The sequence below is a fragment of the Streptomyces sp. TAA486 genome (assembly GCF_000426165.1).
In genome coordinates this window covers 218559-242176 of the sequence record NZ_AUEV01000002.1, presented here as the reverse complement: position 1 = coordinate 242176, position 23618 = coordinate 218559, and the positions used below count along the sequence as shown (strand labels likewise).

Here is a 23618-nt window from a genome sequence, read left to right as displayed (position 1 = left end):
GCTGACCTGGCTGGGTCGCCCGCGCGAGGCGCCGCCCATGCGCATACCCGGAGTTACGGCTCAAGTCTGTCCGTTTCGCCGCCGCGGCCCGCCTTCTGCAGTTCCCGCGCGGCGGTGCGCTCCGGTGCGCCTCCGCGTCCCCGCACCGCGAGGGCCGCCGGCGTGATCAGCGCGGCCAGCAGGCCGACGAGCCCCATCGAGACCGTGAGACTCGTCAACGAGGCGACCCCGCCGACCAGCGGCGGCCCGCCGAGCAGTCCCGCGTAGGCGATCGTCGTGACGAAGCCGAGCTCACGCTCACCGCCGCTGCCGTCCTCGCGCCGGCCCGCGTCCCCGGCCAACGCCATCGCCGTGGGGAAGCAGAAGGCCAGGCCCGCACCGGCGAGCGCGAATCCGGCGTAGGCCACCGCGCCGGCGGGGACCAGGGCTCCGGCCGTCAGCCCGAAGGCCGCCACGAGCCCGCTGCCCGCGAGCACCCGGTGCGGCCCGAACCGCCTCTCCACACGCTCACCGACGAGCCTGGTCGTGGCCATCGTCACCGAGAAGACGGCAAAGGCCGTCGCGGCCACGGATTCCGAGACGGCCCGCTCGCGGACGAGGAACAGTGCCGACCACTCGGCGCACACACCTTCGGCCACCGCTGCACACAGCGCCACCGCGGCGAGCAGCCACAACTTCCTGCGGGCGACGACGTCCCGGAAGCTGCCCTCCGTGCGCTGATGCGGCTCCGGCCGTTCGCCGGGCAGCGCGCGAGCGGTGACCAGCAACACCAGCAGGCCCGCCGCCGACACCCCGCAGAAGTGCCAGGCGGGCGGCACCGTCAGAGCGGCGGCGAGGGCGGCACTCAGCGAACCGAGCAACCCGCCGGCGCTGAACCCCGCGTGGAAGAACGGCATCAGCGGCCTGTCCGTCTCCCGTACGACGGCGACGGCCGCCACGTTCATCGCCACGTCGACGGTGCCCATCAGCCCGCCCAGGCAGGCAAGTGCGAGCCCAAGCGTCAGCGGTGACCCCGTCAGGCCCACCAGCGGCAGCACGAGGCAGGAGCACGTCAGCGCCGCCGAAATGACGAACCGTGATCCCCGCGCGGCGCACGCGCGTGCCGCCAGCGGCGCCGTGACGATCATCGCGATGCCGGGTCCCAGCAGTGCGAGGCCGAGACCGCCCGGCTGCGCGTCCACCTGCGAGGCGAGCGCGGGTACCCGGGCCGCCCAGGCGCCGTACAGGCCGCCGTTGACGACGAACACCACGGCCACAGCGGCGCGGTGGGAAACCACGCGATTCCTCCTCCGTCGGTGACGAGCCTTCAGGCGGCGAGCGGTCAGGTTATTGGCATCCGCGTTCCAACGTCTGGAAAATGATCGAATCGCGGTCTTCTCACGCCGCCGCGGGGGGTAGTTGCTCGTCGGGGCGTGCATTCCGCCGGTGACTAAGTGGGCGGTCCTGACGTACCCAGGCAGAGCGGCACACAACGGCAGGAGTACGCGAGTCCATGACCGTGTTGTGGGGAATATCGTTCGACGCCACTCCGATCTCCGGCGTGGTGGTGGAATTCGTCAAGACCGCGCGGCACTTCCGGGAACACGGCTACCGGGTGCATCTGGATCTCGGTTACGACGTCAAAGCGGACAAGAACGCATTCTTCCGTCCCTACAGAGACGAAGCGGCGCAGCTTCCGCACTGGATACGGCTCGACCGCGTCGAAGGCCTCGACGAAATTCCCGGCTACGACCAGCAGTTCGTCTCCGACGTTCTTCGTGAGTGCGTTCAGGAGGGCGCCGGCGAACATCTTCTGGCGCGCGTGAACGCCGCCGCCGAAGCGATCAGCGAGCGGATCATGGAGACCTGGGAGCGGCTCGATGTGTCCTCCGTGCTCGTGGAGAACGGGACGCTGCCCGAGAACATCACGTACACGATGGCGCTGCACTCGGCCATCGAGCGCTACGGACGGCGTCACCGGCTGGGCCGCTTCGTCCTGTGGCGGGACCACGACCTGATGTGGCAGAGCGAGCCCGGCATCGAGAAGTACGGCACCTTCCCCTACCCGAGCACCGTGGCACCGGTGAACTCGCCGTACATCCGCTACATCGCCCTGCACGAGGAGGCGCGAAGAAGAACTCTCGAATGGGTTCCCGGCCTGGAGAACATCGACGTCCTGCCCAACACCTTCACGCACGCAGCCGCCGCGCCCCGGCAAGCGGCCGGCGGTGAGGGCCAACGGAGCGCCTTCCGCCGGGACTTCGGGATCCCCGCCGACGCGCCCCTGATCGCGCGCTTCACCAGGATCATCCCGCAGAAGCGGATCGACCGGGACATCCACCTGGTGGCGCGGCTCGCCGACCGCGCAGACGCCCACCTCTTCGTCGCGGGTGACACGGGGGAGTCCCCGGAGGAACACGCCAAACTCGTCCGGCTCGCCGACTCGCTAGGCGTGGGCGACCGCGTCGTCTTCGGCGGACCGCTCGCACCGCACGAGGCCGACATCGGGGCGGCACGCGCCGACGGGTACTCGGTGCGCGACCTGCTCGCCCACGCCGATCTGGCCTCGTTCCTGACCTCCTACGACTACGAGAGCTACGGGAACCCGATCGGTGAGGCGATCGCCTCGCGCGTCCCGTACCTGACCACCCGCTACCAGCTCTACGACACGGTGTACGGGGACAAGGGATTCCGCGCGCCCGTCATGGAGCTCACCGACGGCGACCTGCCCACACAGACCTTCGTGGACAGCGTCGCCGAGCTGATCCTGGACGAAAGGAAGCGCGAGGAGATGGCGGACTTCAACCACGGGCTGGGCAAGCAGCACTTCGGTGCGGATCGTGCGGGCGAGGTGCTCGGTGAACTCTTACTGCCTCCCATGGGGGAGCGGACCAGGATGAGCGTCGTACTCCCCGTGTACAACGAGGCGGAAAACCTCCCCGCGGTGCTCAACTCGCTGTGGGAGCAACGCGGTCCGGACGGCCCGCTGGACAAGTCCCTCTACGAGGTCGTGCTGGTGGACAACAACTCCACCGACGAGACGGTGAGGATCGCACGCCGCTTCGCCGCCGACCATCCCGAACTGGCCCTGCACGTCGTCCCCGAGCCGGAACAGGGCGTGGCCTGCGCACGGAAGACCGGCATGGACTTCGCGTCGCGGCGCAGCGCCCGGCGCGAACTGTCCGATGCCGAGCAGCGCTTCTACCTCGTCTCCGCCGACGCCGACTGCCGTGTCGACGAGCGGTGGCTGTGGGAGCTGATGACGGCGATGGAGTCGGGCAAGGCCGCCATCGGCGTGTGCGACTACTACTACGAGGCCGAGCACTTCGCCGGGAGGCCCCGGCTGTGGGATGCCATCCAGCGCACGCTGCGCTGCCGCGCCGTGACGTTCGCCCTCTTCGGCGGCTTCCCTGACGGGAAGGGCTTCGCGGTCGAGCGGGACGCGTACGAGAAGGTCGGCGGCATCGAGATCTTCTACCAGCTCCAGAACGGACGGTTCGTCAACCACCTGTCCGACGACTGGGACTTCGGGATCCTCGTGCGCGGTTCCGGCGACGACATCACCTACGTGCCCGCGTCCCGGGTGGAGATCAACCCGCGCCGGGTCAACCACGCCATCGACGAGGTGATCACCGGCCGTGCATACGGCTCGGACGGGATCATCGTGATGCGCGACATCCGGGTCCAGGAGCCCGCGGAGCCGGCGGAAGGCGGCCCGGTCGGCGATCTCACGGAGCAACAGGCCCTGCAGGCATGGGAGTTCTCCATCAAGGACTTCACGCCGAAGAACACCATCCTGCCCGTGCTGCTGACGCCATCGCTGCTGGACGACCGCGCCGTCATCGAGTTCTTCGGGGCCTCGCTCGCCGAGCGGCTCGGGAGGCGGATCGCCGAGATCAAGGACGAGATGCGCGTGGTCGACTTCACGCCCATCCACTCGTACAAGACGCCTTCCTACCGGCTGTACTTCGAGTTCGCGGACGAGATATTCGCCCGGCTGCGCGCCACCGTCGGCGAGGACATCGGCCATCCGCCGCCGCTGCCCGAATGTCTGCGCGATGTACCGGAGGAACAGTTCACCGAGTTCGTCAGGTACTTCTGCGAGGACCGCGAATCCGGCGAGGCACACAACTACTTCGGGAACGGGGGAGTCTTCTGATGGAGATCGGACACAGGCAGACCTACGAGGACTCCGTCGCATCGCTGCGGCAGACGGACCCCGGCCACCCGGTGCCGTCCGTGCTGGAAACCCTTGGCGCCTCCGAGAACAGGCATCTCCTGGAGTACGTGACCGAGGATCCCTTCGGCGCGCACGTCTTTCCGGGCAACATCCCCGGCCACACACCCGCGGACTTCCTCGCCGACCTCGACGAGCAGCTCGCCGGCACGGCACCCATCCACCTGTGGTCCTACATCCCCACCTGCGCCTACCGCTGCCGCTTCTGCCAGTACCCCGTGGTGCTCGTCAAGGGAGCGCCGGAGGTCGCCGACAGCAAGGCCCGCCAGTGGGTCGACTGGAACATCCGCGAGGCGGAACTGTGGCTGCGGGAGGTGCCGAATCTGGCGTCGGCTCCCATCGGGGAGTTCAACGTCTTCGGCGGAACCCCCTCGTTGCTGCCGCCGGACGCCATCCGTGCCCTTCTCGACTTCTACAGGGAGAACTTCAACTTCACCCCGGACACGGCGATCCGCTTCGAGGGCGACCCCAGCACCTTCACGCCCGGGAAGCTGGAGCTGCTCGCCGAACTCGGCTGCACCAAACTGAGCAGCGGTGTGCAGTCCTTCGACGATCCGGTCCTGGAACAGTGCGGCCGGGAGCACACCGCGCAGATGTGCGTGGACTTCATACGCAACGCCCAGCGACTGGGCTTCGAATGGACCAGCATCGACCTGATGTACGGGCTGCTCGACCAGACGGTCGACAGTGTGCGCAGGGACCTCGACATCGTCGTCGAGAACGAACTGACCGCCGTCGTGTGCACGAAGCTCCATCTGAAGTCCTACACCGACACCAGGACCGGAGTGGCCGGAGTGCAGCCCGCGGCTTGGCAACTGCCCGACTACCGCGCCAAGTTGGTCGAGAACGGCCATCGGTGGCCGACTCTCGGCGAGCAGTACCAGATGCGCGAGCTGCTCACCGAGGGCCTCGAGAGCGGCGGATACCGAGAACAGCCCACCATGTACTTCGCGCAGGACGGCAAAGGTCCGGAGACGTGGAAGGCCATCATGGTCGACCAGGACAAGCAGGAGGCCGAAGTCGCCATCGGGCTGGGCGGCAGCTCCAGTTGCCGCACCTCGGAAGCGATCACCGACGTGAACTGGAAGCGGTATTCGGAGGCCGTCGAGGCGGGCCGCGTCCCGCTGGGATCGGTGACCCGCTTCAGCGAGGAGGCGCAGGAGGCCAGGGCGGTCAAGATGGCCCTCTCCACGCTGAGCCCCCTCAGCGACGAGCTGCACCGGCGGCGCTTCCCCGGGTCCTCACTCTTCGAGGAACCCTGGCGCGGCAGGTTCCGCTCCCTGGAGGAGCGCGGCCTCGCGGTCATGGACAGCGACGCCGAGGAGGTCCGCCTGACGACGGACGGAAAGGTACTGGTCGAGGCGGTCATCAACTCGGAGTTCTGACGGCGGGGGCGCCTTCCCCGGCGGATCCGTGCTCCGCCGGGGGAGAGGCCTGGCCGCAGGGGACCCGGTGCTGGGGAAGCGGGCCCTCCGTCGCCGGGTGGGTGAGGAGTACGGTCAAAGGAGGGGTCTGGCAGGTCCTGCGACCGCTGCTGTGGAGGTGATCATGACAGCGGACACTCAGCAGCCCACGGTGAAGCGGTTCGACTTCACCACGTCGGACCCGGCGGCCGCGCAGGCAACGACCCGGGGGATGTACGGCGACTGTCGGCAGACGCTCTCTTCCGCGGAGGATTTCGCCTTCGGCTTCCATCGTACGAGCGCGGCGGGCATCAGCCTGGATCACCTGGAGCACTCCGCGACAGCGACCGCGGACTGCGACGTCTTCGAGGACCTGATGCTCTTCGCCTGCCTCACCGCGGGGAGGTTCAGCGTCACCTCGAGTGACCAGGAGGCAAGCCTGAACGTCGGCGACACGGCGCTCTACCCGCCCGGGGGCCCCATCCGGATCAGCTGGAGCCACATGCGTGCGGAGGTCCTTTCGATGCCTCTGCAGGTCGCCGAGCGGGCAGCAGCCGAACGCTGCGGCGAGGACGAGGTGCGCTTCGTGGGCACGACACCGGTCTCGCCGGCGATGGACAGGTTCTGGCGCTCCACGGTCGGGTTCGTCAGCCATCAGCTGGAGACGCCCGACAGCCCCCTCTCGGCGCCGCTGGTCCGTGCCGAGACGCGCGACCTGCTCGGAGCGGCAGTCGTGCAGGTGTTCCCGAACACGACCATGACGCCTCACTATCGGCCCGGTCCGGGCCAGGTCTCACCTGCGGCGGTCCGGCGAGCCGCTGACTTCATCGACGCTCACGCCGACCGGCCCCTCACGCTCGCCGAGATCGCGTCCGCGGCATCCGTCCCACCCCAGGAGCTGGACGCGGCCTTCGCCTCGCGTTTCGAGACCACCCCGCTCGGCTATCTGCGCCGCGTGCGCCTGGCGCGCGCCCACCGCGAGCTCCAGGACAGCGATCCGGCAGGCGAGGCGACGGTCTCCTCCATCGCCACACGCTGGGGTTTCTCCAGTCGCGAGACCTTCGCCGTCCACTACCACGACGTGTACGGGCAGCCGCCCGACCACACTCTGCGGAACTGACCTTGCGGGGAAGCTCATGAACGCCGCCACCGTCGATCCCGACCTCGAGCGCCACGCGTTGAGGCGGACAGTGTTCGAGACCAACGACCTCGACGTGGGTCGCACCTTCATGAACGCCACCTACGGCACCGAGCTGCGCATGAAGGGAAGCGAGCGGGACCAGCTCATCAGACACGCCCGCTACGACTTCGGATGCTTCTGCGTCGACGACGTGACGCTGTCCATGGACACCGGCTACGACGTCGACCCGCTGGGGAATCTCGCGATCGTCCAGCCGAGGTCCGGCTGGGTGGAGCACCGGTGGGAGGACAACAGCGAACGCGTGGGTCCGGGCGACATCGCCGTCATCTCACCGCCGGACCGGCCCTTCAGCGCCACCGTGCACAACCTCGACTTCGGGTCCGTCGTCCTGAGCCAGCCCCTCCTGATGCGGACCGCGGGCTTTCCCGAGGAAGAGCCGGACAGTTCCCTGCAGTTCTCCGGAACACAGCCGGCGTCCGCGGACCTCGGGGCTCAATGGCGCGAGGCGGTCGGATATGTACGCAACGTGGTCTCGGCCAGCCCCGACGCGATGAGTGAACCGCTCGTGATCGGCAATCTGGCGCGCAACCTCGCGACGAACGCACTGCGCATGTTCCCCAACACCGGTGGCCCGGAGCTCACTTCGGCGGACGGCGGCGACGCCACCACCGGTGCCGTGGCGAGGGCCGTCGCGTTCATCGAGGAGAACGCGCACAACGACATCAGCCTCGCCGACATCGCCGCCGCGGGCCGGGTCACCCCGCACGCCCTCCAGATCGCCTTTGCCCGCCATCGCAGCAGCACCGTGTTCGGCTGCCTGCGCAGCGTCCGGCTGGACCGCGCGCACTTCGAACTTCTCGCCGCCGAGGATGCCGCGTCGGGCGCCGACGACGGCGAGACGGTGGCGTCCATCGGTGCTCGGTGGGGATTCGCGAAGCCGGCCGACTTCGTCGCCTCGTATCACCATGCGTACGGCGTCAGCCCCGGCGAGACCCTTGCGATCTGAGCCTGCCGCGGCGCCGCGTCCGGCTCCGCCGCAGGCTCCTCCTCCTGGTCGATCCGGTCTCTACTCCCCGGCTTCGTCCCGGTCCAGGGGCGCGTCGGTGGCCGTGCGATGAGGCACGGGCCGCGGCGCGGTGGTGCCGAGACGGCCGTTCTGGAAGTCTTCGACCGCCTGGATGATCTCCGCCTTGGTGTTCATCACGAACGGGCCGTAGCGGGCGACCGGTTCGCGGATCGGCAGCCCGCCCAGGAGCAGTACCTCCCAGCCGGTGCGGCTGCCGTTGTAGTCCTGTCCGTCGGCGGCCTGCAAGGTCAGGGCCTCGCCGGGGCCGAGGACGGCCAATTGCCCTTCCTCCAGCGGCCGTCGATCGGTTCCGACGGTGCCGCGGCCGGCCAGTACGTAGACCAGTGCGTTGAACTCCTGCGGCCAGGGCAGGCCGAGCTTTGCTCCGGGGCTGACCGTGGCGTGGACGTACGTGATGGGGGTCCTGGTCACGCCGGGCCCGCGATGTCCGGCGAGGTCGCCCGCGATGACGCGCAGCAGGCTCCCGCCGTCGTCGCTGGAGAGCAGGACCGTCTGTCCGGCGGTGATGTCCTGGTACTGGGCAGGGGTCCACTTCAGCGACTTGGGCAGATTGACCCACAGCTGGATCCCGTGGAACAGGCCGCCCTTCGCCACGAAGTCCTGCGGCGGCAGCTCGGAGTGCAGCACGCCCGCGCCAGCGGTCATCCACTGCGTGGCGCCCTCGGTGATCAGGCCGCCGCCACCGGTGGAGTCGTTGTGCTCGAAGGCGCCGTCGAGCATGTAGGTCACGGTCTCGAAGCCGCGGTGCGGGTGCCAGGGGGCGCCCTTGGCCTCACCGGGGCCGTACTCGACCGCGCCGAGGTGGTCCAGCAGCAGGAACGGGTCCGCCGCGCCGAGGTCCGTCCCGGGAAACGGCCTGCGTACCTCGAAGCCTTCCCCTTCCAGCTGCCGGCGGGCGGTCACGGTCCTGGTGACCTCTCGCCATCGGACGCCCGCACCTGCGGGGGACGGGACGCGCGGCAGGGTGAGGGTGTCCGCGGTGACGGCCGGCATGGTGACCTCCTGGGTGCGGGGGAGCAGTGCACCACGGTCAATGAAGTTCAGTTTTCAAATATTCCTGGGTCGCGAAGGGCCTGTTGGCGGTGAACGCCAGCTCGGCGAAGCGCTCTGCGATGCGGCGGTGCGTGGCGGCGTCCGGGTGGAGCCCGTCGGGCAGCGGCAGCTCGGCGAAGTCGGCCTCGCCGTAGAGGTTGAGGCCGTCGAGCAGGTGCAGATTCGCGTCCTCCGCGGCCCGCTGCTCCACGATCCGGGCCAGCTCCTCCCGTACGACCCTCAGCGTCAGCTTTCCTCTCGCGACCTCCGCCGGGTCGCCCCCGGCCCGGAAGCGCAACTGCCCGGTGCTGAGCGCGTCGAGGTCCGGGGTGCTGGGGCCGGGCGCGTCCTCGTGGATCGGGCAGTGGATGGGCGAGACGACCAGCAACGGCGTGGTCGGGTGGCCCCTCGCGAATGGTGTCGAGAAAGCCATGGACGGCGGGGACGAGCGCGCGCAGCCGCATCACATCGGCGTTGACCAGATTGATGCCGATCTTGACGCTGATCAGATCGGCGGGGGTGTCGCGCAGCGCGCGGGCGGTGAACGGATCGAGCAGGGCGCTCCCGGCCAGGCCGAGGTTGATCAGTTCCACCCCGCCGCGGGTCGCCGCGAGTGCGGGCCACGTAGTGGTGGGACTGGCGGCGTCGGAGCCGTGGCTGATCGAACTGCCGTGATGCAGCCACACCTTGCGGTCCCGGTCGGGTGCGGGTTCGACGGGCGCGTCGGTACGCAGGGCGACGAGTTCGGTGGTCTCGTTGTGCGGCAGCCAGATCTCGACGTCCTTGCGGCGCTCGGGCAGGCCGCTGAAGCGGACGGTGCCCCCGGTGCCCGGACGCTTCTCGGCGGTACCGGCGGCCATGTCGATCGTCAGCGTGTTGCCCCCTGCCACTACGTCCTGCCCCTCGAGCCGGCCGTCGACGAGCAGGTCGTACACGCCGTCGGGGCTGGGCGGAGCGCCGACGTAGACCCGCTTCGTCGGCAGCGTGTCCAGCTCGACGGTGGTGGCCCGCGTGCGGAAGACCAGCCGCACGCCGGAGGGCTGTGCCTCGGCCATGGCGAGCTGCCCGTCGGTGCACTGGGCGCGGGCGTGTGCGGGCAGCCGGTGCGGCAGGACGCCGTGTGCGGTCCGCTCCAGGTCGAGGGCGCCGCGCAGCATGTCCGCGGTTATCGGCGTCGTGATGGATGCGGTGGTGCGGCTCTCGGAGTTCATCGCCTCGGCCTGTCGATCAAGAGGTATGGATCGGTCTGATGCGTGGAGGTGCTGCGTGAGCGCAGGTTCCTGCGGACGCCGCGACGGCGGGGTTGCAGGTGAGGGTTCAGGGTGCGGCCCCGCCCCGCAGCAGCGCGTCGAGACGGTCCAGGACCCATGACCAGGTCTCCTGTGTGTCGACGGGGGTGTGGCTGAAGCCTCCGGCCGCCTCCAGGCCGATGTAGCCGTGGAAGACGCTGCCCAGCATCCGCACGGCGTGCGTCTGGTCCGGTTCGGCCAGGTCGTAGCCGCGCAGGATCGCCCGCGTCATCTGCGCATGCTTGACCCCGGCGCTCGCCGCCGCCGTCTCCGGATCGAGCCGGAGCTGTGCGGCGGCGTAGCGGCCCGGGTGCTCCCGGGCGTAGTCGCGGTAGGCGTCGGCGAAGGCGGCCAGGGCGTCCTTGCCGGCCCGCCCGGCCAGGGCGGCGCCGACACGGTCGGCCAGTTCCTCCAGCGCGAGCAGGGCGATCCTCGTTCTGAGGTCCTGGGAGTTCTTCAGGTGCGAGTACAGGCTCGCGGTTTTCACGTCGAAGCGCCTGGCCAGCGCCGAGACGGTCACCTGGTCGAATCCGGCCTCGTCGGCAAGGTCCGCCCCGGCCCGGACCAGACGTTCCGTGGTCAGTCCCGCACGTGCCATACCGCTCCGCCCATCCGCCTGAAGTCTTCCGCCTGAAGTCATTAGGCATAAACCTAAATGGATTAGGAAGATGAGCTTAGCACCCGCGGAGACTCAGGCGGCCCGCCGGACCGGGTCAGGCCCGGGTCAGGGTGCCTGCACGTCGCCGCGACACGAAGCTCACCGACTCCGGTGCGGTGCGGTGCGGGTGATCGCTCCCGCTGACCGGACCGCGGGAAGGCGCGCCGGTTGATGCGCTGTCCGTGACCGGTGACGCATCGAGAGTGACCCGCCGTGGACGGCCGGGGGCGCTTTCGACGTGCGCGGCACGGGCCCTGCGCGGGGCTGCGTACGGCCAGACCCGGTCAGCCCCCGGCCGTCCGTGCCTCCTCGGGGGCTCGTTTGCCGGGGCGTCGCGCGGGAACGCGGTTTCCGGCAATGCGGCGCCGCCGCTCGCGTCGCGGTCGGCATGCCGGACCAGCGCCGCGAGCTTCGGTAAGTGAGCGCTCCGTCCGCCGGGTCGAACTCGCAGCGGTGGAGCAGCCGTAACGGTCGCAGGGCTGACAAGTCGCGGCAGCAGGGCCTCTTGTGCGAGTGGGAGGACCGGATGAGAGTCATCGGCGTTCCCTTCAACTCAGCCGGCCGATCCGACGGCGTCGCTCGTGCGCCGCGCGCCCTTCGGGAGGCCGGGCTGATCGACGTGCTCCCCGATGGCCTCCGCGATGCCGGTGACGTGGACGTCGGCGTGCCCGACCCCGGCCGGTACGCCCGCTCCGGGCTGATCTCGCCCGGCAGCCTGGAGACGACCACCGCCTCCGTGCACAGCGCGGTTGCCGACAGCCTCCGTGCCGGCGACCGTCCGCTCGTGCTCGGCGGCGACTGCCCCGTCCTTCTCGGCGCTCTGAGCGGCGCGGCCGAAGCAGCAGGAGACGTGGGCCTGTTGTTCGTCGACGGCCACGAGGACGCGTGGCCTCCGGACCGCAGCACCACGGGCGAGGCCGCCGACTGCGAACTCGGCCTCCTGCTGGGGCTGCACCGCGAGAACCTCCCGCACCCGCTGGTGCGGTTGCTGCCCACCCTCGCGTCCGACGCCGTCGTCGCGCTGGGGCCCCGCGACGCGGACGAGCTTGCGGCGTACCGGATCCCGTCGGTGGCGGGGAGGATCCGCATGCGCACCGGCGCCGATCTCGCCTGGCAGCCCGGCGCGGCGGCCGCGTACGCGCGCGAGGGCACCGAGCGCCTGCGCCGCCGCGCCGGCAACTGGTGGTTGCACATCGACCTCGACGTGCTCTCCACCGACGCCCTGCCCGCCGTCGACTACCCGCAGCCCGGCGGTCTGACCTGGCCGGAGTTGGAACTCCTGACAACGACGGCGCTGGGCGCCGCCGGCTGCGTGGGGATCACCCTGTGCATCTACAACCCGGATCTCGACGCCGACCGGCACCATGCGCGCCGCATCGTGGACTTCGCCCGCCTGCTGACGAGTTGAGCGTTCAGCCCACTGTGACGAGCAGCGCCGCGGCGAAGGCGCCCGTGTGGCAGTCGCCGACTCCCGGGCGGGGCCTGGCAGTTCACCCGTGGGCGCAGATCCGCGGCCCGAGCAGGAGATGAGGCCCCCGGATTCCCGGAGCGTGCGTGCGGACGTCTGCGGCACTCATCCGACGCGGAAGGGCCGCCGAGCGGTAACTCGGCGGCCCCGTGCGGAACACAAGCAACCGGTTGCATACGGAGGAACCCTCGCGGAGATCGCTGGCAACGGTCCGCGCGGGTGCCGCAGCAGCCCACCTAGGGAGATCACTCATGCCCACTGCATCCAGCGTAACGACCAACCCCGGTACGTACGCCACCTCCATAGCCGGGTCGGAGGCGGAGATACGCGCCGCCCAGCGACTCCGTCACCGGATCTTCGCCGAGGAGAACGGCGCACGGCTGCGTTCACCGCTGCCCGGGCACGACGTGGACGGATTCGACGAGGCGGCGGACCACCTCATCGTCACCTCACCGGCCGACGGCGAAGTCGTGGGCACCTACCGGCTCATGCCGCCCGGGAGGACCGAACGTCTCTATTCGGAGTCGGAGTTCGATCTGCGCTGCCTCCCCGTCGACGTCAGGTCGTCGATGGTCGAGGCCGGCCGCGCCTGCGTGCACCCCGATCACCGCTCGGGTGCGGTGATCAACGCCATGTGGGGCGGGCTCGCCCGCTACATGCTGCTGTCCGGACACCGCTATCTGGCCGGGTGCGGATCCGTACCGCTGGACGACGGCGGACAGTCCGCCGCCGACGCCTGGCTGCTGGGCACCACCAAGCACGCCGCACCGGCCGAACTGCGAGTACACCCACGCGACCCGTGGCACCCGCAGCAGCCGCTGACGGCCAAGCCGGACCACGCCTCGCTCCCCGCGCTGCTCCGCGGGTATCTGCGGATCGGCGCCTGGGTGTGCGGAGCACCCGCCCACGACAGGGACTTCGGTGTCGCCGACTTCTTCGTCCTGCTCGACATGGAGCGGCTGAACGAACGCTATCGGCGCTACTTCCTGGGCCAGGGCCGGTGAACCCCTGGGAAGTCGGCTCCCCCTGCACGCAGCGGTGCGTCACCCGGCCCACCGGAAACGAGCAGGCGGGCGCCCGCACCCGCCGTGTGCCCGCCGCGTCCGTGCTCCGGCGCTACGCGTCGCTCACCGCCACCCTGGGCAGCGCCCTGGCAGCCGGGACGCGGATCGCCGACCCGCCCGTGCTCCAGCGCCACGCCCGCAGCGTGCTCGACGCACTCGGCATCGGCCTGGACGCCACGGGTCCGCTCAGGGTGCCGGGCACGGCCAGCGGCACGCTGATCGTCGCGAACCATGTGTCCTGGCTCGACATCATCGCGGTGCTGGCCGTCGAGCCCGTGCCGCTGATCGCCAAGCAGGAGGTCGCCGGGTGGCCGGTCGTCGGGCCGCTGACACGCAGGACGGGCAACCGCTTCATCAACCGCGACGCGCCACGCGAACTCCCGCGGTTCGTCGGCGAACTGGCGGCACATCTGCGTGACGGCGGCTCCGTGATGGTCTTCCCGCAGGCGACCACCTGGTGCACCGCGCCAGGCGGGCCCTTCCGGCGCGCGATGTTCGAGGCGGCGCTCCAGGCGGCAGCGCCGGTCCGTCCGGCAGCCATCGACTACGCACGGGACGGCACGCGGAGCACGGCGGCGGCCTACGTCGGCGGGGACGCCCTCACGGCTTCGCTCCTCCGGGTGGCCGGAACCGACGGGCTCGCCGTACGCGTCCGTCCGTGCCGGCCGCTGTGGCCCGACGGCCACGACCGGCGTTCGCTGGCGGCGGCCGCGCATGCGGCGGTGTCCGACGCCGCGGGTGCCCCGGTGCTCGTCCCGCGCACAGGGGTTGGAGCCTCGCCGAAACAACTGCCCTGGCGCACGGTGCCGTCGGGCTTCACTTCCGGCGTGCCTGAGCCGCGTCCCCAAGCAAGACGTGCCGGGCCTCGGCAGGACCGCGGCCGGAAGAGGGGCGGCGAGGGGCGCTCAACTCACCGTTCCCAGAGGCCATTACCAGGGAGGTAATTGCCGGTCTCCGGCGCCGGCCGACACGCTTCCCGCACATCATTCGTGCACGGGAAGTGAGGCTGCTCAGATGACCGGAGACACAGAGGGCCGCGTGCGGGCGTATGCGGCGAAGACTCCCTTCAACGTCGGCCTGTGGGCGAAGTTCTGGGCGAAACCGGATGCGACCCGGGTGATGCTTCTCGCGGAGGACGTCGTCGGTGACTGGCCGGGTGACCCAGAACCCGTGCGGGGGAGGGAGGCATACAGGGACCGGATCGCGCAGTTGCTGGAACTCGTCCCCGACCTCCACCTCGAAGTCGCCGAACATGCCGAGAACGACGGCTGCCTCTTCATCCACTGGGTGGCCCACGGCACCGGCGGGCGGGGGCCGTTCGTGTTCGACGGCATCGACCGGATCCTGCTCGACGAGGACGGGCTCGTGAAGGAGACCGTCATCCGCTACGACCCCGCGGTCGTCGCGGCACGCGTTGGCGGCGGCTCGGACCGGGAGGGGCCGGACGCATGAGGACCGGGGGCCGGGACCGGCGCGGAGACCGACTTCCCGCACAGCGGCGCGAGTTCGCCCGCTCCTCATCCCTTGGTCGCGGCGTGTCAGCCCGCGATCTCGCCCAGGACGGCGGCCAGTTCGCGGGGGCGGGAGAACATCGGCCAGTGACCGGTGGGCAGATGGTGCATGTCCATCCCGGCCATCAGCTCGAAGACAGGATTCCCCGTTCCCGCGACCATGCGCACCTGCTCAGGAGTGAAGGTGGACATGATCACTGAGCGCGGGGTCGACGGCAGGACCGCGGGACGGTCCAGGGGATCCGCGGCCGTGCCGAAGGGCTGCGGAGTGCCCAGGGTGCGCATGCGCGTCAGATGCGACTCGGTCAGGCCCGCCAGATTCACGGGATCGGCAGCTGGGTCGAACGCAGGCACCGGGATGCTCCAACCTTCGCCTTCCGCCGTGACCTGCCGGCGCAGTTCCTCCCGCGCCTGCGGCTCGTGGAAGTCGATTCCGGCCAGGCCGTCGGGCATGGGGCCGCTGTCCACGTAGACGATCCGCGCCAGTCTCTCCGGGATACGGTCGGCGGCCCCGGTGACCGGCATGTTCGCTCCGCTGTGACCGACCAGCACCGCATCCCGCAGGTCCCCGCCCTCGATGACGTGGACGATGTCCGCGATGTGTGTCGCGAGGCCGACGTCCGAGGTGGCCTCCGCCGCCCGGTCGGCCAGCCCGGTCAGCGTGACCGGACGGACGTCGTGCCCGGCCTCCCGCAGGTCACGCGTCACCTCTTCCCACGCCCAGGCGCCGAACCAGAACCCGGGTACCAGCACGATCGTGGCCATCCCGTCCACCTTTCACCTGTGTCTTCCGCTCCTACGTGACTAGGGTGAACCCGATACCGGACAGGATCCGCCCGGATTTGCGAGGTGACTCGTGTCCCACCCCACGACCCGGGTGCTGGCCATGCTGGAGCTGATGCAGGCGCACCAGCGAATGAGTGGCGCGGCCCTCGCCGAGCGGCTCGGTGTCGACGAGCGGACGGTCCGCAGATACGCGGGCCGCCTGGCCGAGCTGGGCATCCCGGTGACGGCCGAGCGCGGCCGGTACGGCGGATACCGCCTGATGCCGGGCTACAAGCTGCCGCCCCTGATGCTCAACGACGACGAGGCGACGGCCGTGGTGCTTGGACTCCTGGCGGGACGCCGCCTCGGCCTGCCCGGCGACGCCGCCGAAAGCGCTCTGGCAAAGGTGCAGCGAGTGCTGCCGCGCTCGCTCCGCGACCGCGTCCAGGCCCTCCAGGAGACCCTCGGCTTCACCCTCACCTCCCGTGAGGGCGCTGCTCCCGCGACCGGAACGGTGCTGGTCCTTGCGCAGGCGGCACGCGAACGCCGGCGTGTGGGGATGCGGTACCGGTCGTGGAAGGGCAGCGACAGCGAGCGCGAACTGGACCCGTACGGCCTGGTCTTCCACTCCGGCCGCTGGTACTTCGTGGGGCACGACCACCGCAGCGGGCAGACCCGCACCTTCCGCGCGGACCGGGTGCTCTCGATGGAGTTGAGGGACGCCACGTTCGACGTGCTCGACGATCTCGACCCGGTCCAGCACGTCACACAGTCGCTGGCAGCCGTTCCCTACACCCACGAGGTGGAGGTGGTGCTGGAGACGACCCTGCAGCAGGCCGCCAGGTGGATTCCGCCCTCGGCCGCCACCCTCAGCGAGACGAGGGGTGGTGTCCTGTTGCGTGCGCGTGCCGAGAGCCTGGACGGCATGGCCCAGCTCCTCGCCGGGTTCGGCCGGCCGTTCACGATCCGGCGCCCGGACGAACTGCGAGACGCCGTACGCGATGTGGCGGCCCGCCTCGCGGCCTCGGCCGACGCTTGATCCCCGTCCCCGCTGTCCAGGGACGCCTCAGCAGCCCGGAGTCGTCACGCTGCCGCAGGCGGAAGTGGGCCCGGGCCACGCAGGCGGAAGGCCACGCCGGCCCGGCCCCACCTTTGTCGAACGCCGTGGTTTCCAAACACCCGGCTTCCAACACACCGGCCGCTACGGCGACTTGGCCGTCAGATCTGGCTGCGCGGCGGCGCCGCTCTCCGCGGGCGGCACCTGACGCGGCAGGTCCCGCTTCGGCAGCAGAAGCATCGCCGCCGCCCCGGTCACTGCCAGCACCGTCATCACCACGAAACCGCTGGAGTAGCTGCCGGTCGAGGTGACGATGAAGCCCATCACGGACGGTGCGACGACGCCCGAGAGGGCGAAGGCCGCGTCGGCGAACCCGGCGGCCGCACCCGGCTGTGCGGGCAGCGCGTCGATCGACGCGACCCACCAGATGCCGCCGGTCACGAACCCGATTCCCACTCCGATCGAGATGAAGGTGACCGACACCGTCAGGGACGGTGCCACGAAGATCGGGATCAGCGAGGCACCGGATCCCAGGAGCGCCAGCCCCATGATGGTCAGCCGGCTCCTGGGACTTCCCGTCTTCTTGAAGATCCGGTCGGTGAGGACGCCGCCGATGATCGCGCCGACCACGCCAGCCGCCCACGGAGCGACGGAGAACAGGCCGACCGCGGTGATCGTCAGGTCGTACTGGTCGGACAGATAGCCCGGCAGCCAGTACATGAAGCCCCAGAACATGAAGCCCCACGCGAAGTAGCCCACCGCGATGATCCACAGATTCCGGTTGGTCAGCAGGGGCCGCCAGCGGACCTTGTCCTTGGAGGGGCGTTCCTCCGCGAGCTGCCCCGCCGCGATGTACGCACGCTCCTCCTCCGACACCCTCCCGCTCTCGTCAGGCGTGTCCCGCAGCAGCGCGAAGGCGATGACGAACCACAGCACGCCGACGCCGGCGAGCACCCAGAACATGCCGCGCCAGCCGACTCCCGCTATGAGCTGGGTCATCACGGGCCCGCCGATCAGCAGCGAACCGGACACGGCGACGCCGCCGACCATGGCGAGCGCGATGCCGCGTTCCTTCTGCGGCATCCAGCGGCTGACGGTACGGGTCGCCGCGGGAAAGCCCGGCCCCTCACCGGCACCGAGAATGATCCGGACCACGAACAGGCCCATGAAGGTACCGCTGACGGGAGTCACCGCGGTGACGACCGACCAGAGGAGCACACCGGCCAGCAGGACCCGCCGCGAGCCGTAGCGGTCGACCAGCGGACCCGCGAGGAACGCGAACACCATGTAGCCGATGGAGAAGGCGCTGCTGATCAGCCCGTACTCGTACTTCGTGATGCCGAAGGCCTTGGTGAGCGGTTCGATCGCGAAGCTGATCGCGCTTCTGTCGATGTAGTTGATGACGATGAGGGCGACGATCAGTGTGAGCGTCAGCCAGCGGTACTGGGTCCGGGTCCGGGCGGGCATGGGTTCACCTCACGCTGGTGCGGTGCAGATGCTGTGGTGCCTCACGTGCCGGTCACCACGTTGGACAGCGCACGGGTCAGACCCGCGGTGTCGAGGGAGTTGCGGATGTTCCAGACCTCCTCGGCCAGATCCCGCACGGCCCGCGGACCGCCGGCGCCGAGGGCGTTGGCGGTGAACTTGGCAGTGAGTTCTCCGGCATGAAGGGGGTTTTCCGGGCTGCCCCTGTTGACCATGACCCGCTCGGTGACGGTGGAGCCGTCGCCGAGTTCCGCGGTGAGCACGGCAGGGAACTGGTGGGGGAAGATCCTTGTGCACTCCTCGTCCGCGACGCAGGTCACGCGGGCGGCGAGGGCGAGACGGGCGGGGTCCGCGGCGGCCTCGTCGGTGAAGTCCTCGTGGAAGACACCGAGTCCGGCCGACCGGGGCGAGCCGGGGAGGGCGTTCCCGTTCGACAGACCGGGCGGAGACCAGCCCGGACCGCACGCCCAGGGCGAGAGCAGCCCGGCGGCCACGGTGTACGGCCCGCTGAACGCCGCGTGGTAGCCGGAATGAGGGCGTGCCTTCTCCGCGGCGGGTTCGGCGATCGTGCGCAGCACCGGGGCAGGCACCCCGAGCGTCAGCCGGGCCACGGAACCGGGGTCGATGCCCCGCCTCCGCATCCGCATCGCCGCGTCCACCCCGGCGTGCGTGAAGTGATTGCACGGGTACGGCTTGATGAACAGCCGTGACAGCTCCCAGCGTTGACCGAGTTCTCCGGTCAGCGCCTCCTCTGCCATCTCCTCGTCGTACCGGTCGCCGCAGTACGCCTGGAAGAAGCCGAACCTGCCCTCGAGGACCGTCGGCGGCCCCGTCAGTCCGAGCCGCGCCATGTCCGCGGCGACAACGCCCGCGTGCGCCGCCCATCCGCAGTGGACGCGCTTGACGGTGCCACCGGTGCGGTTCGCCTCGATGATCCCGGAGCCCATGCTGGCCGCGATGCCGATCGCGGAGCACACACCGTCGGCGTCCAGCCCGCGCAGCACGGCAGCCGCCACGGCGGCGCCGACGGCACCGCAGATGGCGGTCGCGTGCAGACCGCGGTCGAAGAAGACCGAGTTGCCCAACTCCTCGTCGTACTGGGCCATGCCGAGCCGGCAGGTGACCTCGATCCCGGCGGCGGACGCGGCCAGCAGCCGTGCCCCGCCGGCGCCGGACGCTTCCGCGACGGCCAGTGCGGCCGGCAGCACCGAGGATGAGGGGTGCAGCACCGAGGGCAGATGGGTGTCGTCGAAGTCCAGGCTGTGCGCGAGGGTTCCGTTGACGAGCGCCGCCGACGGCGCGGGCAGCCTCGTGAGGGAGCCGATGACGGTGGCGGTCGGGGAACCGCCCCACTCCTCGGCCAGTTGACGTACCGCCATGCCGGGGCGCATGGGGAGCGCGGCCAGGCTGTTTCCGAGCAGGTCGAGCAGGTGTCCTGCGACCTTCTCGCTCAAGTCGGCTTCGAGGCCCTCCGAGGCCACGTCGACTGCGAACCGGGCGAGTTGCTGCGCCGGAGTGAGCCCGGCGGGAGCGAATGTCACGCCACCACCGCCAGCGGGCGGATCGGGGAGCCGGTGCCGCCGACGATCCTCAACGGAGCGACGACGAAGAGGAATTCGTACCGGCCGGCGGCCGCGAGATCCTCGAGTGCCAGGTGCTCCATGATGTAGATGCCGTAGTCGACCAGCAGCAGCCGGTGGACGGGCAGCAGACTGTGCCCGGCACCGGCCTGGATCTGCTCGCATGCGGTCGTGTCGGCGCCGACGGCACGGACACCGCGGGCGGCCAGCCATCCTCCCGCGCTCTCGGTGATGCCCGGCACGCCGGACTCCTTGCCGAGATAAGCCACAGGGTCGTCGAAGTTCCGTGCCCAGCCGGTCCGTACGAGAGCGACATCGCCCTGGCGGGGTTCCGCACCGCCGAGTTCTGCTGCGCGCTCCAGGTCCTCAGCGGTGACGCCGTATCCGCCGGGCAGCGTGTCCGCTCCGAGGGCGGCGGCGACATCGAGGAGTACGCCCCGCGTCACCATGGCCGGGATCCGCTCCGCGCCGTGCTGTGAGAACGCGCCGCCGGACTGCGCCTCGGCGGCGTCGACCCCGCCGTGCAGCCTGCCGTCGTGGCTGACGTGGGAAAGGGCGTCGATGTGGGTGCCCACGTGGCCGCCCGTGATGATCACTTCGTTGGAGGCGGAACCCCCGTCGGCCCGGACCATGTCGCCGTGGCGGCGTGCCAGGGTCATCCGGAATCCCGGGTGGTTGGGGGAGCACGGCATGCCGGTGAACAACGGCTGGCCCAGCTCGACGATGTGCGGCTCGGAAGGCAACGCGTCGAGCAACGGGTTGGGGGGGTGCGGTACTGCGGTCATGTCCTGCCTTGCGTGGACGGTGAGGGGAAAGGAGGAGCCTAAAGCTGAGTGGGGATCAGGAAGGGGTGGGGAGTGGGAAGGTGCTGTGCTGGTCCTCATGCGCCTTCTCAGCCGGCCGGTACGCGGCCCGTCGCCAGCTCGAGGACCCAGTGCGCCCGGGCGACGACCGCCGGGTCGATCAGCCGGCCGTCGTCGTCGAGCCAGGCGGCGCTGCCGGCGTCACCGGCCGTCCGCAGGGAGTCGACGAGTCGGCGGGCGGCCTCGACCTCCGCCGGTCTCGGAGTGAACGCTTCGTTGACGGGACCGATCTGCGCCGGGTGCACGACGGACCGGCCGTGGAAGCCGCGGTCGCGGGCCCGTTCGGTGCTGACCGAGAGACCGTCCAGGTCCGCCACGTCGGTCCACACGCTCTGCACGGGAGGGGCGAGTCCGGCGGCCCGCGCCGCGTTGACGACGCGGCTCCGCGCCCAGCCGAGCGCGTCGTCAGCACGCACCCGCAGGTCCGCGCCGAGGTCCGCCTCGCCGAGCGACACGAGCGTCACCTGCGGTGCGGCGGTGGCGAGTTCGAAGGCGCGCTCGACACCGAGCGCCGTCTCGATGAGGAGATGCAGGGGTGCGTCGACGCGGCCGAGAACGGTCGCGATCTGCTGCGGCGCCTCGCACTTGGGCAGCCTCAGGCCCTGCACGGGGACGTCGGCGAGGGCGGCCAAGTCGGCCTCGCCGTGCGAGAGTTGGACCTGGTTGACGCGGATCCACAGCGGCTTGGGCCAGGTACGTGCGGCGGCTTCGGCGGCGTAGGAGCGTGCCTCGTCCTTGCGCTGGTCGGGCACCGAGTCCTCGAGGTCGAGCACGACGGCGTCGGCGTCGCCGCGCATCGCCTTCTCCAGGAGTTCGGGCCTGGTGGCGGGAACGTACAGCCAGGACCGCACGGCCGTGACGGGCGGAGTGTCGGGGCCGGTCCGGCCGGGGGCGGTCATACGATGCCCCGTTCGGCGAAGTCGGCGAGCTCGTCGGCGCCGACGCCGTACGCACCGAGCACTTCGGCGTTGTCGCGACCCTTCCGGGGGCCCGGCCACCGGACTTCGCCGGGCGTCTCGCTGAGCCGGAACGGCACGTTCTGGAATCGGATCGCGCCCAGCTCCTCGTCGTCGACCGTGGTGATGGTCTCCAGCGCCTGGTACTGGGGGTCGGTGAAGATGTCACTCATCTCGTAGACGGGGGCGACGGCGGCGTTCGCCGCCTCGAAGGCCTCGGTGACCTCGCTGCGGGTGCGCTGCGCTATCCAGGAGCCGACTGCCTCGTCCAGCTCGTCCGCGTGCTTCGCACGCTCGGCTCCCGAGGCGAACCACGGTTCGTCCACGAACTCGGGGCGGCCCACGAGCCGCATCACCCGCTCCGCGACGGACTGCGCACTGGTGGAGACCGCGACCCAACTGCCGTCCCTGGTGCGGTAGGTGTTGCGTGGCGCGTTGTTCGCGGACCTGTTGCCGGTGCGCGGTTGAAGCTCGCCGAGCTGGTCGTAGGTAATGGCCTGCGGCCCCAGCAGGGTGACCATCGGCTCGATGATCGCGAGGTCGAGCACCTGGCCGCGTCCGGTGCGCTCCCGCGCGTGCAGCGCGGTCATGATGCCGAACGCCGCAGTCAGGGCCGACACCCCGTCGGCCAGCCCGAAGGGCGGCAGCGTGGGGGGCCCGTCGGGCTCGCCCGTGATGGCGGCGAACCCGCTCATCGCCTCGGCGAGGGTGCCGAATCCGGGACGCGCGGAGTACGGGCCGTACTGGCCGAAGCCCGTGACGCGGGCCAGAACGAGGCGGGGGTTGATCCCGCTGAGCACGTCGTGGCCCAGGCCCCAGCGCTCAAGAGTCCCCGGCCGGAAGTTCTCGATGACGACGTCGGCGTCCGCGACCATGCGGCGGAAGGTCTCCTGCCCCTCGGGGCTGCCGAGGTACAGGGTGATGGCCTTCTTGTTCCGGGAGAGCATCTTCCACCACAGGCCCACGCCGTCCTTGCTCGCCCCGTGGCTGCGCACCGGATCGCCTCTGGGGTGCTCGACCTTGATGACGTCGGCGCCGTAGTCGCCGAGCAGCGTGGCGGCGAGCGGGCCCGCGAAGAGCGTGGCGATGTCCAGCACCTTGACGCCGTCCAGCGCGGCGCCGGACCCGGCTGCGTTCGCAGGGCCGGTGTCGGTCATGGAGATCGTGATCCTTCCTTCGCGCCGGGCCATCCGAGCGCATGGGAGATGTCGTGGGCCGCCTCGAGGAGGCGGGGCGCGCAGTCGCGGACGAACTCGGGCGTGAACCGGGAACGCGGACCGCATACGGACACCGCTCCGCGGACGTCGCCGTCGAGACCGAAGACGGGTGCGGCCACCGATCCGGCGTCGGCCTGACGCTCGCCGGCGGAGCTCGCGTATCCCGAGTCCCGTACCGAGTCCAACTCGGCGCGGAGACGCGTCGCGTCGGTCGGCGTGCTGCCGGTCAGCGCCGGAAGCCCGGCGGCGAGGATCTCCTCGCGCCGTCCCTCCGGCAGGAACGCCAGCACCGCCTTGCCGGAACTGCCGGCGTGCAGCGGGAATCTGCGGCCGAGTTCGACGGTCATCTTCACCTCGTGGGTGCTGACGATCTGGTCGACGTAGGCCCGTCCGCCCGGCACCAGCGCGGTGAGGGTCACCGTCTCGCGCGTCTCCTCCTGAAGCCGCCGCAGGGTGTTCGCGGCGACGGCCCGCAGGTCGAGATCGCGCAAGGCGCGGGCACCGAGTGCGGCCGCTGTGGGACCGAGTTGATAGAGCCGGGTGTGATGATCGAGCGTCACCATGCCGCGGGCGACGAGCGTCTGCAGGATGCGGTGCACGACGGCCTTGCTCAGGCCGAGTTCGCGTGCGATCCGGGACACCCCGAGCTCGTCCGTCCCGTCCGTGAACAGCAGCAGGACGTCGATCACGCGGCCCGCGGTCTCGGTTCCGGGTTGAGTCGTCATGGGCCCATTCTCACCTGCTCCCTTCCACGAGATGCGGGACGGAGTGATACTCGTACCGCTCAATGGAACGACAGGGAAGCATTGGCACTCGACGACGGTCA

At 70.5% G+C, this 23618-nt stretch carries 19 protein-coding genes and 1 pseudogene; 9 read left to right on the top strand and 11 right to left on the bottom strand.

What is annotated here, in order from left to right; translation table 11 throughout:
- Positions 1 to 53: 53 nt before the first annotated feature.
- Positions 54 to 1277, bottom strand: coding sequence for an MFS transporter (locus tag I004_RS32325; protein WP_051344720.1), 1224 nt, complete (start codon positions 1275 to 1277; stop codon positions 54 to 56).
- A 215-nt stretch (positions 1278 to 1492) separates the two neighbouring features.
- Between I004_RS32325 and I004_RS0105020 the strand changes: the two genes are divergently transcribed.
- From I004_RS0105020 to I004_RS32315, 4 genes are all read left to right on the top strand, one after another.
- The gene (locus I004_RS0105020; protein WP_199779326.1) at positions 1493 to 4138 is read left to right on the top strand and encodes a glycosyltransferase; all 2646 of its coding nucleotides are present in this window, start codon (positions 1493 to 1495) and stop codon (positions 4136 to 4138) included.
- Positions 4138 to 5601 carry a radical SAM protein gene (locus tag I004_RS0105015; protein WP_028434572.1) on the top strand — a complete coding sequence of 488 codons (1464 nt, stop codon included), beginning with the start codon at positions 4138 to 4140 and terminating at the stop codon, positions 5599 to 5601. The genes I004_RS0105020 and I004_RS0105015 overlap by 1 nt, the downstream gene beginning before the upstream one ends.
- 163 nt (positions 5602 to 5764) lie before the next feature.
- Complete coding sequence (locus tag I004_RS37415; protein ID WP_158677002.1) at positions 5765 to 6739, top strand: helix-turn-helix domain-containing protein; 975 nt, start codon at positions 5765 to 5767, stop codon at positions 6737 to 6739.
- 16 nt (positions 6740 to 6755) lie between these two features.
- Positions 6756 to 7766: a helix-turn-helix domain-containing protein gene (locus I004_RS32315; protein WP_037975024.1), complete on the top strand. Its 1011-nt coding sequence runs from the start codon at positions 6756 to 6758 to the stop codon at positions 7764 to 7766.
- A gap of 60 nt (positions 7767 to 7826) precedes the next feature.
- On the opposite strand, the gene I004_RS0105000 is transcribed toward I004_RS32315, so the two are convergent.
- The 3 genes and pseudogenes from I004_RS0105000 to I004_RS0104985 form a co-directional block, all read right to left on the bottom strand.
- A complete protein-coding gene (locus tag I004_RS0105000) occupies positions 7827 to 8840 on the bottom strand; it encodes a pirin family protein (RefSeq protein ID WP_028434571.1) in 1014 nt (337 codons plus the stop codon).
- A gap of 37 nt (positions 8841 to 8877) precedes the next feature.
- Positions 8878 to 10090 (bottom strand): annotated as a pseudogene (locus tag I004_RS32310) (GDSL-type esterase/lipase family protein).
- A 106-nt stretch (positions 10091 to 10196) separates the two neighbouring features.
- Entirely contained in the window at positions 10197 to 10766 is a 570-nt protein-coding gene (locus tag I004_RS0104985) for a TetR/AcrR family transcriptional regulator (protein WP_028434568.1), read from the bottom strand.
- A 586-nt stretch (positions 10767 to 11352) separates the two neighbouring features.
- Here I004_RS0104985 and I004_RS0104980 point away from each other — a divergent pair.
- The 4 genes from I004_RS0104980 (at position 11353) to I004_RS32300 (ending at position 14810) form a co-directional block, all read left to right on the top strand.
- Positions 11353 to 12234, top strand: a complete 882-nt coding sequence (locus I004_RS0104980; RefSeq protein ID WP_037975022.1) for an arginase family protein — start codon at positions 11353 to 11355, stop codon at positions 12232 to 12234.
- A gap of 311 nt (positions 12235 to 12545) precedes the next feature.
- On the top strand, positions 12546 to 13298 hold the full coding sequence (locus I004_RS0104975) for a GNAT family N-acyltransferase (protein ID WP_028434566.1): 753 nt from the start codon (positions 12546 to 12548) through the stop codon (positions 13296 to 13298).
- Positions 13295 to 14302 (top strand): lysophospholipid acyltransferase family protein, encoded by a 1008-nt coding sequence (locus tag I004_RS32305; protein WP_078510834.1) that lies wholly within the window; start codon positions 13295 to 13297, stop codon positions 14300 to 14302. Before I004_RS0104975 ends, I004_RS32305 begins: the two co-directional genes overlap by 4 nt.
- 70 nt (positions 14303 to 14372) lie before the next feature.
- Positions 14373 to 14810: a nuclear transport factor 2 family protein gene (locus tag I004_RS32300; protein WP_051344718.1), complete on the top strand. Its 438-nt coding sequence runs from the start codon at positions 14373 to 14375 to the stop codon at positions 14808 to 14810.
- 86 nt (positions 14811 to 14896) lie between these two features.
- On the opposite strand, the gene I004_RS0104960 is transcribed toward I004_RS32300, so the two are convergent.
- Positions 14897 to 15634, bottom strand: a complete 738-nt coding sequence (locus tag I004_RS0104960; protein WP_028434565.1) for an alpha/beta fold hydrolase — start codon at positions 15632 to 15634, stop codon at positions 14897 to 14899.
- Between the two features lie 91 nt (positions 15635 to 15725).
- On the opposite strand from I004_RS0104960, the gene I004_RS0104955 reads away from it, so the two are divergent.
- Positions 15726 to 16673 (top strand): helix-turn-helix transcriptional regulator, encoded by a 948-nt coding sequence (locus tag I004_RS0104955; RefSeq protein WP_028434564.1) that lies wholly within the window; start codon positions 15726 to 15728, stop codon positions 16671 to 16673.
- 162 nt (positions 16674 to 16835) lie between these two features.
- On the opposite strand, the gene I004_RS0104950 is transcribed toward I004_RS0104955, so the two are convergent.
- From I004_RS0104950 to I004_RS0104925, 6 genes are all read right to left on the bottom strand, one after another.
- A complete protein-coding gene (locus I004_RS0104950) occupies positions 16836 to 18158 on the bottom strand; it encodes an MFS transporter (protein ID WP_028434563.1) in 1323 nt (440 codons plus the stop codon).
- A 41-nt stretch (positions 18159 to 18199) separates the two neighbouring features.
- Positions 18200 to 19717 carry an MmgE/PrpD family protein gene (locus tag I004_RS0104945; RefSeq protein ID WP_028434562.1) on the bottom strand — a complete coding sequence of 506 codons (1518 nt, stop codon included), beginning with the start codon at positions 19715 to 19717 and terminating at the stop codon, positions 18200 to 18202.
- Positions 19714 to 20541 (bottom strand): cyclase family protein, encoded by an 828-nt coding sequence (locus I004_RS0104940; RefSeq protein ID WP_028434561.1) that lies wholly within the window; start codon positions 20539 to 20541, stop codon positions 19714 to 19716. Before I004_RS0104940 ends, I004_RS0104945 begins: the two co-directional genes overlap by 4 nt.
- Positions 20542 to 20648: 107 nt before the next feature.
- A complete protein-coding gene (locus I004_RS0104935; RefSeq protein ID WP_037975020.1) occupies positions 20649 to 21518 on the bottom strand; it encodes an HpcH/HpaI aldolase/citrate lyase family protein in 870 nt (289 codons plus the stop codon).
- On the bottom strand, positions 21515 to 22732 hold the full coding sequence (locus tag I004_RS0104930) for a CoA transferase (RefSeq protein ID WP_037975019.1): 1218 nt from the start codon (positions 22730 to 22732) through the stop codon (positions 21515 to 21517). Before I004_RS0104930 ends, I004_RS0104935 begins: the two co-directional genes overlap by 4 nt.
- Complete coding sequence (locus I004_RS0104925; RefSeq protein ID WP_028434558.1) at positions 22729 to 23517, bottom strand: IclR family transcriptional regulator; 789 nt, start codon at positions 23515 to 23517, stop codon at positions 22729 to 22731. The genes I004_RS0104930 and I004_RS0104925 overlap by 4 nt, the downstream gene beginning before the upstream one ends.
- Positions 23518 to 23618 lie beyond the last annotated feature (101 nt).